The organism is Streptacidiphilus sp. EB103A (assembly GCF_041261405.1).
GTDB lineage: Bacteria > Actinomycetota > Actinomycetes > Streptomycetales > Streptomycetaceae > Streptacidiphilus.
Genome location: NZ_JBGCAQ010000001.1, coordinates 361,579 through 375,074, shown reverse-complemented (window position 1 = coordinate 375,074; position 13,496 = coordinate 361,579). Strand labels below are relative to the sequence as shown.

At 71.5% G+C, this 13,496-nt stretch carries 13 protein-coding genes; 5 read left to right on the top strand and 8 right to left on the bottom strand.

All coding sequences use genetic code 11. The annotated features are described in order from the left end of the window. Positions 1 to 49: 49 nt before the first annotated feature. On the bottom strand, positions 50 to 919 hold the full coding sequence (locus tag ABH941_RS01650; protein WP_370127063.1) for an amidohydrolase family protein: 870 nt from the start codon (positions 917 to 919) through the stop codon (positions 50 to 52). Positions 920 to 944: 25 nt separating this feature from the next. Continuing rightward, complete coding sequence (locus ABH941_RS01645) at positions 945 to 1,868, bottom strand: SDR family NAD(P)-dependent oxidoreductase (protein WP_370126693.1); 924 nt, start codon at positions 1,866 to 1,868, stop codon at positions 945 to 947. Positions 1,869 to 2,034: 166 nt separating this feature from the next. Between ABH941_RS01645 and ABH941_RS01640 the strand changes: the two genes are divergently transcribed. Beyond that, a complete protein-coding gene (locus ABH941_RS01640; protein WP_370127062.1) occupies positions 2,035 to 2,454 on the top strand; it encodes a MarR family winged helix-turn-helix transcriptional regulator in 420 nt (139 codons plus the stop codon). 138 nt (positions 2,455 to 2,592) lie between these two features. Here ABH941_RS01640 and ABH941_RS01635 read toward each other — a convergent pair whose 3' ends face one another. Next, positions 2,593 to 3,456 carry a PaaX family transcriptional regulator C-terminal domain-containing protein gene (locus ABH941_RS01635; RefSeq protein ID WP_370126692.1) on the bottom strand — a complete coding sequence of 288 codons (864 nt, stop codon included), beginning with the start codon at positions 3,454 to 3,456 and terminating at the stop codon, positions 2,593 to 2,595. A gap of 159 nt (positions 3,457 to 3,615) precedes the next feature. On the opposite strand from ABH941_RS01635, the gene ABH941_RS01630 reads away from it, so the two are divergent. From ABH941_RS01630 to ABH941_RS01615, 4 genes are all read left to right on the top strand, one after another. Beyond that, positions 3,616 to 4,995, top strand: a complete 1,380-nt coding sequence (locus ABH941_RS01630; protein WP_370126691.1) for an alpha/beta hydrolase — start codon at positions 3,616 to 3,618, stop codon at positions 4,993 to 4,995. A 37-nt stretch (positions 4,996 to 5,032) separates the two neighbouring features. After that, positions 5,033 to 6,613, top strand: coding sequence for an MFS transporter (locus ABH941_RS01625; RefSeq protein WP_370126690.1), 1,581 nt, complete (start codon positions 5,033 to 5,035; stop codon positions 6,611 to 6,613). A gap of 261 nt (positions 6,614 to 6,874) precedes the next feature. Further along, positions 6,875 to 7,645: an SDR family NAD(P)-dependent oxidoreductase gene (locus tag ABH941_RS01620; protein WP_370126689.1), complete on the top strand. Its 771-nt coding sequence runs from the start codon at positions 6,875 to 6,877 to the stop codon at positions 7,643 to 7,645. A 3-nt stretch (positions 7,646 to 7,648) separates the two neighbouring features. Next, positions 7,649 to 8,068 (top strand): VOC family protein, encoded by a 420-nt coding sequence (locus tag ABH941_RS01615; protein ID WP_370126688.1) that lies wholly within the window; start codon positions 7,649 to 7,651, stop codon positions 8,066 to 8,068. Between the two features lie 64 nt (positions 8,069 to 8,132). Here ABH941_RS01615 and ABH941_RS01610 read toward each other — a convergent pair whose 3' ends face one another. The 5 genes from ABH941_RS01610 to ABH941_RS01590 all read right to left on the bottom strand — a co-directional run bounded on the left by ABH941_RS01610 (position 8,133) and on the right by ABH941_RS01590 (position 13,493). After that, a complete protein-coding gene (locus tag ABH941_RS01610) occupies positions 8,133 to 8,915 on the bottom strand; it encodes an SDR family NAD(P)-dependent oxidoreductase (protein ID WP_370126686.1) in 783 nt (260 codons plus the stop codon). Between the two features lie 59 nt (positions 8,916 to 8,974). Continuing rightward, entirely contained in the window at positions 8,975 to 10,024 is a 1,050-nt protein-coding gene (locus tag ABH941_RS01605) for a LysR family transcriptional regulator (protein WP_370126685.1), read from the bottom strand. 124 nt (positions 10,025 to 10,148) lie between these two features. After that, entirely contained in the window at positions 10,149 to 11,117 is a 969-nt protein-coding gene (locus tag ABH941_RS01600) for a fumarylacetoacetate hydrolase family protein (RefSeq protein WP_370126684.1), read from the bottom strand. 1 nt (position 11,118) lies between these two features. Beyond that, positions 11,119 to 12,516, bottom strand: a complete 1,398-nt coding sequence (locus tag ABH941_RS01595) for an FAD-binding oxidoreductase (RefSeq protein ID WP_370126683.1) — start codon at positions 12,514 to 12,516, stop codon at positions 11,119 to 11,121. An 8-nt stretch (positions 12,517 to 12,524) separates the two neighbouring features. Beyond that, entirely contained in the window at positions 12,525 to 13,493 is a 969-nt protein-coding gene (locus ABH941_RS01590; RefSeq protein WP_370126682.1) for a cyclase family protein, read from the bottom strand. Between the last annotated feature and the right edge of the window lie 3 nt (positions 13,494 to 13,496).

Genomic DNA, 13,496 nt, shown 5'->3' with positions numbered 1-13,496 from the left:
TTCCTGACGGCTCTCTGGCGGCTCTCTGACAGTGTGCGGCGGTGTCGGCTCAGCCGCTGAGCCCGAGCAGTCGTGCGGCGTTGTCCTTGAGGATCTTGGGCCGCACCGAGTCCTTGATCGGCAGCTTGTCGAAGTCGGCGAGCCAGCGGTCCGGGGTGAGCACGGGGAAGTCCGAGCCGAACAGGACCTTGTCCTGGAGCAGGGTGTTGGCGTACTGCACCAGCTGCGGCGGGAAGTACTTGGGCGACCAGCCGGACAGGTCGATGTGGACGCCGGGCTTGTGGGTGGCCACGGCCAGGGCCTCGTCCTGCCAGGGGAAGGAGGGGTGCGCCAGGATGATCTTCAGCTGCGGGAAGTCGGCGGCCACGTCGTCCACATGCAGCGGGTTGGAGTACTTCAGCCGGATGCCGGCGCCACCGGGCACGCCCGCCCCGATGCCGGTCTGCCCGGTGTGGAACAGGGCGACCGTCCCGGTCTCCTCGATCACCTCGTACAGCCCGTACGCCATCCGGTCGTTGGGGTAGAAGCCCTGGATGTTGGGGTGGAACTTGAAGCCGCGCACCCCGTACTCCTCGACCAGCCGACGGGCCTGCCGCACCCCGGCCCGGCCCCGGAACGGGTCGATGCTCGCGAACGGGATCAGCACGTCGGGGTTGGCCGCGGCGGCCTCGGCGACCTCCTCGTTGGGCACCGGCTCGGTGCCGGTGGCGTGTTCGGCGTCGACGGTGAAGACGACGGCGGCCATCCGGCGCTCGCGGTAGTAGGCCGCCAGCTGTTCGAGGGTGGGTTTGCGGTCGCCCGCGACGCCGAAGTAGGCGCTGGAGGCATCGTGCAGGTCCTCACTGAGCGAGGAGTGGCCCTTGGACGAGACCTCGGCATGGGTGTGGACGTCGATGGCGTCCAGTGCGGCGACGTCCATGACGCGGTCGGTGCCGGAGGTCATCTCAGACCTCCGGCAGCTTGGGGGCGGGGATGCCGACGGTCTGCGGCGCGCTGCCGACCGTGCTGTGCCAGGCGGCAGCGATGGTGTCGGGGGTCCAGCCGCCGTCGGCGAAGGCCACGGCCGCCTCCTGCGGGTGCGACCACAGCGCGAGCCGGTCGCCGCCGATGCCGATGCACTGCCCGGTGACGTCGGCCGCCGCGGCCGAGGCGAGGAACGGGATCAGCGCCGCGCAGTCCTCGGGGGTGCCGAAGCCCTCGCCCTTGCGCAGGAAGTCCGGCAGCGGCTCGCCGCCGCGCATCGCCTCGACGTAGGGGGCGAAGGCGGGGATGGTCTCGGTCATGGCGGTGGCGGCGACCGGGACGATCGCGTTGACGGTGATGGCGGAGCGGCTCAGCTCCATCGACCAGGTGCGCACCATGGCGGCGATGCCGGCCTTGGCCGCGGCGTAGTTGGTCTGCCCGAAGTTGCCGCGCTGTCCGGCCGGGGAGCCGACCAGGATCAGCCTTCCCCCCTCGCCCTGCTCCCGCATCCGCACGGCGGCGGCGCGGGCGCAGGTGAAGGTGCCGCGCAGATGGACGCCGACGACGGCGTCGAAGTCCTCGTCGGTCATCTTCCACAGCACCCGGTCCCGCAGGATCCCGGCGTTGGTGACCATCACGTCCAGCCGTCCGAAGCTGTCCACAGCGCGGGCCACCAGCCGGTCCGCGGCCTCGGCGGTGCCGACCGCGACGGTCTCGGCGACGGCCTGTCCGCCCTGCTCGGTGATGGTCTTGACGGCCTGCTCGGCGGTCTCCAGGTCCACATCGTTGATGACCACGGCCGCTCCGGCCCGGGCCAGCGCGGCGGCGTAGGCGAGGCCGAGGCCCCGTCCGCTGCCGGTGACCACGGCGACCTTGCCGGTCAGATCGGTGGGGTTGTGCGACACGTCGGTGTGTCCCTTCGTGGGGAGGCTGGGCGAGATCGAAGCTAGGACCAATCATTGTTCTCGTCAATAGTTGCTGAGAACCTAGACCTAAGCCATGCTGGGACTGACAACAACAGGACCCACCGGGGAGCCCGAGATCGCCAGCACCGAACCCGACACACCCTGGATGCGCACCCTGCACGCCGACACCGGCTATCTGCTCTACCGGCTCGGACTGCGCTCGGGCCGGCTGTTCAACGCGACCCTGGAGGAGTCCGGGCTGCGGCTGCGCCACTACGCGCTGCTGCGCTACCTGGCCACGGTCGACGGCGCGCTCCAGCGCGAGCTGAGCGAGCGCTTGGGCTACGACCCCAGCGCCATCGTCAGCCTGGTCGACGACCTGCAGCGGCTCGGCCTCGCCGAACGGCAACCCGCCCCGGGCGACCGCCGCAGCCGGATCGTCGTCCTCACCGAGGCCGGGCGGGACGTGCTGCGCGACACCGACAAGGGCAGCCGCCGGGTGACGGACGAACTCCTGGCGCCACTGGAACCCGCCGAGCGTGAGGCGTTGCGCGAGTTGCTGCGGCGGGTGGCTGAACCCGAGTAGGGGTTGCTGTCGGGTTTTCGGCTGTGGCATGTGCCTGGCTGGTCGCGCAGTTCCTCGCGCCCCTAGGGTGACAGCAACTGACCCACTGCGAGCCAGTTGCAGCCACCTAGGGGCGCGGGGAACTGCGCGCCCAGCCCCCTACGGTCCGCACTCGACAGCATCGAGGATCTCTGCAGCCCGGAGCCGCGCCGGCTCCTCGTAGCGCAAAGCCAACCGACGGAAGACGCGTTCCGCGCGGACGGCCGGCCAGTCCTCCGGCAGATACTCCACAGGCAGGTGCGGATCGCGCCGCACCAGGTCCAGCCAGTCGGTGTGCAGCAGCAGTTGGGCGGCCAGCGGGTCGCCGCCCGCGACCGGGGCGGCGCTGCCCCAGCGGACCAGGAAGGCCTCGTGCCGCCGGGCTATCGCCGGGATGTCGAAGGCGGTGGCGACCATGGTCCCGGCGTCCGTCGGCGCGACCGCGCAGCCCTGGAAGACCTTCAGGTGCGCCTCCAGTTCGAGCCCGGCCACCAGCGCCGCCACGTCCACCCGTCCGGGGGCCGCCCACATTCCGCTCTGCAGCGGGCCAAGCCCGCCCCACAGCAGCCGCGAGCGCAGGTCGTGCCGCTCGCTGCGCCAGGCGTCGGGGAGCGAGAAGCCGACCACGGTCCAGGTGCCGTCCCAGTCCTGGTTCACCACCCCGGCCCGCCAGACCCGCTGCTGACCGTCCCTCAGCACCGCGTCCGAGCGCTCGGTGAGCCCGAAGTATGCCTTGCGGCCCACCCGCTGACGGTCCAGCAGATCGCGGCCGACCATCCTGGTGAGCGTGGACCGCACGGCGTCCTCGCCGACGCCGACCCGCCCCAGGATGTCGATGATGCTCGCTGAGGACACCGCGATCCCGCGCCCGAGCACATGGATGCCGAAGAAGCTCAGCAGCAGCGACTGGGGGCGCGGGGCGGCGCCCGGCTCGGTCGCGTCGTCCGGTTCGCTGTCGGCCCTGCCCTTGGCTGCGCTGGTCACGGGCACAGCGTAGGCCAAGCGACTGTGTCCCGGCGCAGGAATATTGGGCATCCCATTGACTGTCGTCAAAAAACAGCCCTACATTCACGGCACGCAACGGCATATCGCGGACTCCCGCGATCCCGCACGATCTCCCCCACCCGATCGGAGCGCCCCGCCATGCCCAACCGCCTCCTGACCCGCGCCTGCACCCTCGGCGCGACCATCGCCCTCCTCGGCGCCGCGCTCACCGGCACCGCCACCGCCGGTTCCGTGACCAGCACCGCTCCCACCGCAGGCCACCGCACCGGCACCCTCGCCGACGGCGCCACCTGGATCGCCGACGTCCCCGCACACTGGAACGGCACCCTGCTGCTGTTCAGCCACGGGTACGGCCCGACCATCGCCGCCGACGCACCTACGACCGCCTCCCAGCAGGAACTGCTCGCCGAGGGCTACGCCCTGGCCGGCTCCTCCTACGACCCGTCCGGCTCCTGGTGGGCCCTGGACAGCGCGGAACGCGACCAGTTCGCCACCCTCGACGCCTTCAACCGCACCGTGGCCCGTCCCGCCCGGACACTGTCCGTCGGCGAGTCCATGGGCGGCCTGGTCAACGCCAGGATCGCCCGCGACGGCGCCGGACGGGTCGACGGCGCCGTGGGGATCTGCGGACTGGTCGCGGGCGGCGTGGACCTGGACGACTACCAGCTGCAGGCCGAGTACACCATCGCCGCCCTGCTGCTGCCCGGACAGCAGGTCAAGCTGACCGGCTTCAGCAGCGCCGCCGACGCCGCCACCACCGCCGGCCGGCTCACCGCAGCCGTCACCGCCGCCCAGGCCACCGCGCAGGGCCGGGCCAGGATCGCCCTCGCCGCCGCCTACCTCAACCTCTCCGACTGGGCGCCCGGGCTCAACCCGCCGGCCGCCGACGACCCGGCCGCACAGGAGGCCCAGCAGTACGTCTGGCTCGCCCAGGGCCTGCTGGCCTTCATCGAGAACGGCCGCTGGTCCATCGAGCAGTCCGCCGGCGGCAACACCTCGGGCACCGCCGGAACCGACTACGCCAGGCTGCTCAGCGGCTCCGAGCACGCCGCCGAGGTGCGCGCGCTGTACCGGCAGGCCGGACTCGACCTGCACGCCGACACCGCCGCGCTCACCCGAGGCGCCGGCATCCACGCCGACCCACAGGCCGTCCGGCACCTGGAGCAGACCTCGACCGCAGGGCAGGGCCTGGCCGTCCCGCTGCTCGATGTGCACACCATCTCCGACCAGCTCGTACCGGTGCAGCAGGAGCAGGCCTTCGCCCAGCGGGTGCGGGCGGCCGGCGACGGCGCGCTGCTGCGGCAGGCCTATGTCGACCGACAGAGCCACTGCAACTTCACCACCGCCGAGATCGTCGCCTCGGTCCACGCACTGGACCACCGCGTCAGCACCGGCCACTGGGACGGGCAGACCTCCGCCGCCGCGCTCCAGTCCGCGGCCGACCGGCTGGGCCTGGACGGCGCCGCCTTCATCACATACCGGCCCGGACGCCTGGTCGGCGCCCAGCCGATCAACTGACCTTCCGTCATCGACGGGACGACTTCAGGGAGAACGCATGCCCACCTCCGCCACACCACCCAGATCCGCGAAGCCCGACACCGCGAGCGACGGAACCTCAGCGCCCTCGCTCGCCCTCGGCACCCTGCTCGCGGGCTGCCTCGCCGTCTGCCTGGCCCAGATCGCCCTGGCCATCCCGGCCACCCTCAACGGGCTGTTCCAGCAGGACCTCCACCCCATCGGCTCCCAACTCACCTGGATCTCCGACGCCTTCCTGCTCCCGGTCACCGTGCTGGAGCTCACCTTCGGTGTCCTCGGCGACCTCTTCGGCCGCAAGCGGCTGCTGGTCGGCGGATCCGCGCTGATCGTCGCCGGTGAGGCCGCCGCCGCCGCCGCGCACGGCGTCCACCTGCTCTGGGTCGGCCAGGCCCTGGCCGGGCTGGGCGCCGCCGCACTGTTCCCCACCTCCCTGGCGATGATCGCCGCAGGCACCCGCACCCACCGGGACCGGGCCCGCAGCATCAGCGTCTGGGCGGCCTCGCTGTCCACCGGCGGATTCATAGCCCCGGTCCTCGGCGGGATCACCGGCAACTACGGCTCCTGGCGCTGGGCCTTCATCGTGGTGGCGTTCATCGCCGCGGCCAGCACCGCCGTCAGCCTCCGCTTCGCCCACGACTCCAGCGCCCCGGAGGGCCGTTCGCTGGACGTGGGAGGTCAACTGACCATCGGGGTGGGCCTGTTCGCGCTGCTCTACGCGGTGATCCAGGGACCGACCGACGGCTGGGGCAGCACCTCCGTGGTCACCGCCTTCGTCGTCGCCGCCGTGTTCATCGTGCTCTTCCTGATCGCCGAGGCCCGGGCCGCCTCGCCGCTGCTGCGGCTGGACCTGTTCCGCAACCGGTCCTTCGCGGTCGCCTCGGTGGTGGCCGTGGTCGGCATGTTCAGCTTCCTGGGCACCGCCTATGCGACCAGCATCCGGCTCGGCCCGATCCAGCACCAGAGCCCGCTGCGCTCCTCCGTCGCCTTCATCCTGCTCAACGGCATCACCCTGGCGATGACCCCGCTGACCTCCCGGCTGCTGGAACGCGTCAACGGCCGCTGGCTGCTCAGCGTCGGCCTGGCCCTGATCGCCTGCGGCGACTTCCTCGCCGCCAACCTGTCGGTCGACGACCGGGGGCTGGGCTCGCTGGTGCTGCCGCTGGGCCTGGTCGGCATCGGCTTCGCACTGACGGTGTCCTCGATCACCGCGACCGCGGTCAACACCGTCCCGGTCCACCTCGCCGGGATGGCCAGCGCCTCCACCAGCCTGCTGCGCGACTTCGGGTTCACCCTCGGCCCGGCGGTCATCGGAGCCGTCGCGCTGAGCCGCGCGGCGAGCGACTTCACCGCGAAGCTGGCCGCCTCACCGCTGTCGGCTGCCGCCAAGGCCGCGGCGGGCCAGGTCGCCGGGGCGGGCGGTCCGCTCGCGGTGAACTCCGTCCCCGCGGCCTCCCCGCCCGGCGCGGCCGGACCGCTCGCCATGCAGGCCCTCGGCCACGGGTACGCCTTGGGCTTCACCGTCTGTGGGATCGCTGCGCTGGCGTCCTGCCTGCTGGCTCTGCTGGCCCTTCGGGCGGGGTCGGACGCCGTCGAAGCATAGGGGACGTCCTGTCCGAACTCTGGCTGCGGACCGTAGTTGGTTTGTCGCGCAGTTCCCCGCGCCCCTGGGGGTATGCAACTGGCCCAGTTGCACAACCTAGGGGCGCGGGGAACTGCGCGACAAGCCCACTACGGTCCGCAGCCGAGAAGCTCGCATGCCAGGCATACCCAGGTGCGATGCCGACTGCCTTGTTCTGGCTGCGGCGCCGTCCCTACTCTGCAAGCGCCGCGACCCTGCGGTGAACGACGAGAGGTGCGTGCGATGGGGCGGCTTGACGGGAAGACGGCGTTCATCAGCGGGACGGGGGCCGGCATCGGCCGCGCGGCCGCGATGGTGTTCGCCGCCGAGGGGGCCAGGGTCTTCGGCTGCGACATCGACGCGGAGGCCGACGCCGAGACCGTGGAGCTGGTCGAGAAGGCCGGCGGCGAGATGCGCTCACTCGCCCCGGTGGACCTGTCCACCCAGGAGGGCGCCCGCAGCTGGGTCGAGGCCGGGATCGAAGCCTTCGGTGGCATCGACATCCTCTACAACAACGCCTCCGCCCTGAGGAACGGCCCGTTCGCGTCAATGCCCGCCGAGGACTGGTACTTCACCATCAAGAACGAGCTCGACATCCCCTACTTCTGCACCCAGGCCGCCTGGCCCCATCTGATCGCCCGGGGCGGCGGCGCGGTGCTCAATGTGTCCTCGGTCGCGGCCGAGCGCGGCGCGCTGTTCATGCCGATGGTGCCGCACGGGGCCGCCAAGGGCGGCGTGCTGGCGATGACCAAGCACCTGTGCGCGGCCGGCGCACCGCACAGGATCCGGGTCAACTCCATCGCCCCCGGCATCACCCGCACCGCCGCCACCGCGCCGTTCCTGGACGACCCCGAGGGCCCGAAGGCAGCCCTGGAGGCACGCATCCCGGCGGGAAGGATCGGACAGCCCGAGGACATCGCCCGCGCGGCGGCGTTCCTGTGCTCGAACGAGGCGTCGTTCGTCAACGGCGCCAATCTCATGGTCGACGGCGGCGACAGCGCGATGGCGGGCTGAGTGATGTCGACACAGCGCGCACGCCTCGACCATGTAGGCGTCAATGTAAGGGAGTTGGACGCGGCGACGGACTGGTACAGCAAGGCCTTCGGGCTGCGCAGCGTCTTCGAGTTCACCCTGGCCGGCCCCGGCCTCTCCGCCGTGGTGCTGGAGCACCCGCGCGGCTGGCGGATCGAGCTGCTGCACCGCACCGGCTCGCAGCCGGGCCCCCGCGGCGCGAACCCGCTGGAGGCGGCCCTGCACGAGGGGTACGGTCACTTCGCCCTGACCGTCCCGGAGTTGCGGCCGCTCTACGACACTCTGGTCGCCCACGGCGCGACCGAGGTGATGGCCCCGGGACCGTCACCCGAACCGGGGGTGGACATGGCCTGGGTCGCCGACCCGGAGGGCAACCTCATCGAGCTGATCGAAAAGGATGTCTGACCCACCATCACAACGCCTACGGCCCGCTCCCCGTAGCGGGGCGCGGGCCGTCAGCGTTGTGCGGTCAGCCGCCGTCCAGCGCATTGGTGATCGCCTTGACCCCGCCGTGCGCGGCATACCCGCCGTCCACGGTGATCTCGGCGCCGTTGGTGTAGCCGGCCTCGTCCGAGAGCAGGTGCACGACCAGCGGGGCGACCTCCTCCGGGAGCCCCGGTCGGCCCTGCGGGGTCATCGACAGGTGGGCCGCCGCGAACACCGGATTGGCCGTGGCCATCAGCGGGGTGTCGATGAAGCCGGGGTGGACGATATTGGTTCGGATGCGCTGCGGCGCCAACTCCAGCGCCGCGACCCGGGTGAGGCCGCGCAGCGCCCATTTGCTGGCGGTGTAGGCGACCGCATGGTGGGCCGTGAGCCCGGCCACCGAACCGATGTTGACGATCGATCCGCCCCTGGTCATCAGCGGCGCCACGGCCTGGATGCCGAGCATCGGCCCGGTGGTGTTCACCGCGTAGGCGCGATTCCAGTCGGCCAGCTCCACCGCGCCCAGCCGGGCCCGCATGGGGATGCCGGCGTTGTTGACCAGGCCCCACACCGGGGTGCGGTGCTCCGCCAGCCAGTCGGCCAGGGCGGCCCAGTCCTCCGGGGAGGTGACGTCCAGGTGCCGGTACTCGGCGTCCAGGCCCTGGGCCCGGAGCGAGGCAGCGAGCTTCTCGCCGGCCTCGTCGAGCACATCGGTGGCGACCAGCCTGGCCCCCTCGCGCGCACAGGCCTCGGCCTCCGCGGCGCCCTGCCCCTGCGACGCGCCGGTGATCACGACGGTACGGCCTTCCAGACGCCTGCGGCTCACGCTGTCCTCCTACTGCTACTGCTGGTTCGAGGGGTGGGATCGGCTCCCGCCCCTCGAACCTAGGAGGCCCGCACCAGCGTCGGAAATTCATTCTCCTGATGGGTGTCATCCTGCGAAGGCCCAGGCCCAGGCCCAGACACCGACTCCTGGGCCGCTTCGTGCGCAGCGACGTCCTGAGCGGCGGCGTCCTGAGCAGCCCGGCTCGCGTCCAGTTCCGCGCCCACCCGGCGGATGGTCTCGCGGAGCCAGGTGTGGCCCGGGTCGGCGTGCCGGTTGTGGTGCCAGTAGAGCGCCTCGACCAGCGGCACATCAGGGAACGGGGTCGGCACGACCACGACCCTGGTGAAGCCCTCGAAGCGGCGTGCCAGCCGCTCCGGGACCAGCGCGACCATGTCCGTCCCGGCCACCAGGAACGGCAGCACGCCAAAACCGGGTGCGCTGACCTGCACCTTCGGGTTGATGCCCAGGGTCTCCAGCTGACGTCCCGCCGGGGTCTGGCTCTTGCCGAAGGACGCCGCCGCGTGCGGCATCTCGGCCAGGTCGCGCAGCGTCAGCCGTCCGTCCGTCAGTCGCGGGTTGTCCCGGTCCAGGATGCAGACGAAGCGGTCGTGCATCACCGCCTCGCTGACGCCGGGCAGCTGGTAGCCGAGCGGCACCAGCATCATGTCGTGGCAGCGCAGCAGGGTGTCCGACTCGGGCTGCCCGTAGACCAGCGGATGGAAGTCGATCCGCACCTCCGGCGCCTCGGCGCCGATGGCCTCCAGCAGCGGCTGGACCAGCACCGACATCATGTAGTCCGACATCACCACGGAGAAGCGCTGGAGGCTGCGCGCAGGGTCGAACTGCTTGGTGAGCGACAGCGCCTCCTCCGCCTTGTGCAGGGTGTCCTGCACCAGCGGCAGCAGCCGCTCGGCCAGCGGCGTCAGCTCGTACTCGCGGCCCACCCGGACCAGCAGCTCGTCGTTGAAGTGGCGGCGCAGCCGGGCGAGTGAACCGCTCATCGCCGACTGGCTGGTGCAGAGCCTGAGCCCCGCGTGCGTGACATTGCGGTCCTCCAGCAGCGCCTCCAGCGCCACCAGCAGGTTCAGGTCAATCGCTCCCAGGCCCATCGGCCACGTCCTTCCAGAACCTGGTGCGACACCGTCGTCCACACCAGTCCAACGAAATGTGACTGTAACCAGACGAATCCCTGCTGGGAAGGTCGTGTCCGGCTTTGACAGCCTGCGCACACACTCAGGGCCGGGGGCTGCGACCGCGCTTGCGGGCCCGGGGCAGGTAGGCGTCCTCGGGGCCCGGCCCGGGCAGGATCCGGTTGCTCACGCTGCCCAGGCCCTGGACGGTCAGGGTCACCTCGTCGCCCGGCTGCAGCGGCGGCGGGGTGCGCTCGCCGTTGCGGCCCCAGTGCTCGGCCAGCGCCCCCCAGCCGCAGGTGCCCGAGCCGAGGATGTCGCCGGGCCGGACCCAGGCGTCCCGGGAGGCGTAGGCGATCATCTCCTCGAAGGTCCAGGAGGCATTGGCCAGGGTGTCCCGGCCGATCAGCTCGTCGTTGAGGGTGACGCTCATCTCCAGGTCGAGGTAGCCGTCGGCGTCCCGGTGCTGCTCCACCTCGTCCGCCGTGACCAGCCAGGGGCCGAGGGTGTTGGCGAAGTCCTTGCCCTTGCTGAAGCCGAGACCCAACTCCCGCTCGGGCTTCTGCAGATCGCGGGCGGACCAGTCGTTGAAGACCAGGTAGCCGAGGATGTGCGAGCCTGCCTGATCAGGCGTCAGATCCCGTCCGGAGCGGCCGATGACGGCGCCGACCTCCAGCTCGAAGTCCAGGATCCGGCAGCCGGCGGGGGCCGGTACGCCGTCATGGGCGCCGTAGGAGGCATGCGGGTTGGTGAAGTAGAAGGCGGGCGCCCGGTACCAGACCTCGGGGACGTGCTCCAGCCCGTCCAGGCTCTTGGACACGCCTTCGATATGGGCCTCGAAGCCGACGAAGTCGCGGATGCTGGGGGCCTGGAACGGCGGCAGCAGTCGCACCTCTCCGACCGGCGGACCATCGGGGCGGCCCAAAGCGCGTTCCCCCGCCTCGCGCAGAGCGTCCGGGTCGCCACGGGTCACCAGGACGGTCAGGCTCTCCTCCAGTGGATGGAGCCGGCCGTCGTCGTCGAGAACGGCCGACGCCTCGGCCCCGTTGTACTCGTAACTGGCGAAACGCATCTCAGGACTCCCAGTGGTTGCGGTTGGCGGGGGCGTCCCCGTCGGCGGTGAGATAGCCGGCGAACAGCGCGTCGGGGTCGCGGTCGGCGCGGATCCGCTGCAGCCGGTCCCATTGCTCGTCGCCGAGGAAGCGGAGCTGGCGGTTGGTGAAGTCGGAGTCGCCGAGGTACTGACCCGCCGTCACCGGTTGCAGCTCGGCCATGGCCCGGTCCAGCCAGCCGCGCAGCCGGGCGTCCTGGGCGGGGTCGTCATGGACGACATAGGCCGCGCAGTAGATCTCCGACTGCAGGCTGAAGGCCATCTCGGGGAGTGCCCGCAGCGGGGCCATCGAGAACCAGATGGTGAAGGCCCCCGGCACCGGGTGCTCGGTGAACACCGTGCGCATCGCCGGGACGACCTCGGCCGCGCTGCCGCTCAGCCAGGCGTTGTCGACCAGGTAGCGGCGGCCCTCGGGGTTGGCGGTGCGCTGACCAGCCAACTGTTCGGCGAAGGTGGTCGGCTCGGCCTCGATCCGGAACAGGGCGTGCTCGCGGTACGGGTTGGCGTGCAACGGGGCCAGCGCCTCGGCTGCCTCCGCCGGGGTGTCGGCCAGAGCCAGGCCGGTGACCAGCAGCAGCGGACGGTCGTGTCCGGGCGGGGTCTGCGTCAGCGCGACGATCTCGACGCAGTCGCCGACCGTGTGGTGGATGTCGTGCAGCCAGGTCATGACCTGGTCGAACAGCTCCAGCGGATAGCCGTGCACGGTGTGGGTGAGGGCCTGGGGCAGCGGGCGGGTGCGCAGATGGAAGCGGGTGACCACACCCGGGAAGCCGGGGCCGGCGCCGCGCGCCGCCCAGAACAGGTCGGCGTTCTGCCCGGCGTCGGCACGGACCGGCTTGCCCTCCGCGGTGACCACGTCGACAGCGACGATGTTCTCGGCAGCCCAGCCCCAGCCCCGGGCGTTCCAGCCCTGTCCGCCCTGGAGCAGGAAGCCGCCGATGCCCACGGAGGGGCAGTGGCCGCCGTTGAAGAAGCGGCCGTGCCCGGCCAGGTACGGGTTGAGCTCGTCACCGCCCTTGACCGCGGGGGTGGCGGTCACGATCCCGGTCGCCGGGTCGTAGTCCAGCTCGCGGAAGCGGCCGAGGTCGATCAGCAGCGCCTGTTCGCGGACGCTCCAGGCCGCCCAGCTGTGGCCGCCGGAGCGGACCGCGACCTGCCAGCCCCGCTCGCGGGCGAGCCGGACCCCCTCGACCACGTCCTGCTCGGTGGCCGCCTCCAGTACCGCGGCGGGGCGGCGCTCGGCAGCCGGGGGACGGCGGGCGTTGAAGACCCGGCCGACGCAGGCCTGCTCGAAGTCCTCGTCGCCCTCGTCCCCAGGCAGGAACAGGGTTCCGGTGAAGCGGGCACTCCAGTCGTTCATCTGCGGGCTCACTTCACGGCGATCGGGTTGACCGGCGCACCGACCGCTCCCGTCACCGGGAGCGGGGCTGCGACCAGCAGGAACTCGTACACCCCGTCGGCCTCGCAGTCCCCGCCCAGGGCCTCCAGATCGAACATCTCCCCCAGCGGCAGGCCCATGTTGGGGATGGCGATCTGGTGCAGCGGCGACATGCAGGGGTCCGGGAACTCGTAGGGCCGCACCTCAAAACCCCAGGTGTCGGTGGCGGCGGCGGCGATCTCGGTACGGTGCAGCCAGCCGAGCGTGGTGAACGACAGTCCGGGTGCAGCCCCCGCCGCGTACTCGCCCCAACTGCCGTTGCGGCGGACCCGGTTGATCTGACCGGTGCGGATCAGCACGATGTCGCCACGGCGGACGCTGGAGGTAGGACCCTGCGCCTCGATGGTGGCGCGCAGATGCTCCTCGGTGATGGCGAAGCCGTCCGGGAGCTCCATCCCGTCCTCGCCGACGACCCGGCCGACGTCCAGCAGCACACCGCGGCCCACGAAGTCGTCGGCCATGTGCTCGATGCCGGTGACGCTGTCGCCGTTCCCGTTCACGATGGTGCAGGAACGTCCGTTCCAGGCGAGCTTGTTGTCGTAGATGTGGCCGAGTCCGTCCCACTGGGTGCCGGCCTGCAGCGGCATGACGATGTGGTCGTCGGCGCCGCCGAAGCCGTGCGGGAAGCCCTGCCGTTCGGCGGCGGCGTCGGTGCCGGTGTCCTTCATGTAGTGGACCGGGTTGATCCGGCCGCGGAATCCGCGCTGCGGACCGTCCTCGTTGAACTCCAGCGCCAGCGAGATCGCCCGGCCGCGCCGCACCAGACCGGCGGCGTGGGCGCGCTTGGCGTCGTCGAGGTGGTTGAGCGTGCCGAGGACGTCGTCCGCACCCCAGCGGCCCCAGTTGCGGTAGGCGGCACGGGCCTTGGCCAGCTCCTCCTCGATCGGACCGAGTGTCATGGT

Bases quoted from the DNA above. Each gene is read 5' to 3' on its own strand.
- ABH941_RS01630 (WP_370126691.1), top strand. From the start codon at position 3,616: ATGCCCAACCGCCTCCTGACCCGCGCCTGCACCCTCGGCGCGACCATC.
- ABH941_RS01650 (WP_370127063.1), bottom strand. From the start codon at position 919: ATGGACGTCGCCGCACTGGACGCCATCGACGTCCACACCCATGCCGAG.
- ABH941_RS01625 (WP_370126690.1), top strand. From the start codon at position 5,033: ATGCCCACCTCCGCCACACCACCCAGATCCGCGAAGCCCGACACCGCG.
- ABH941_RS01615 (WP_370126688.1), top strand. From the start codon at position 7,649: ATGTCGACACAGCGCGCACGCCTCGACCATGTAGGCGTCAATGTAAGG.
- ABH941_RS01600 (WP_370126684.1), bottom strand. From the start codon at position 11,117: ATGCGTTTCGCCAGTTACGAGTACAACGGGGCCGAGGCGTCGGCCGTT.
- ABH941_RS01620 (WP_370126689.1), top strand. From the start codon at position 6,875: ATGGGGCGGCTTGACGGGAAGACGGCGTTCATCAGCGGGACGGGGGCC.
- ABH941_RS01590 (WP_370126682.1), bottom strand. From the start codon at position 13,493: ATGACACTCGGTCCGATCGAGGAGGAGCTGGCCAAGGCCCGTGCCGCC.
- ABH941_RS01595 (WP_370126683.1), bottom strand. From the start codon at position 12,516: ATGAACGACTGGAGTGCCCGCTTCACCGGAACCCTGTTCCTGCCTGGG.
- ABH941_RS01640 (WP_370127062.1), top strand. From the start codon at position 2,035: ATGCGCACCCTGCACGCCGACACCGGCTATCTGCTCTACCGGCTCGGA.
- ABH941_RS01605 (WP_370126685.1), bottom strand. From the start codon at position 10,024: ATGGGCCTGGGAGCGATTGACCTGAACCTGCTGGTGGCGCTGGAGGCG.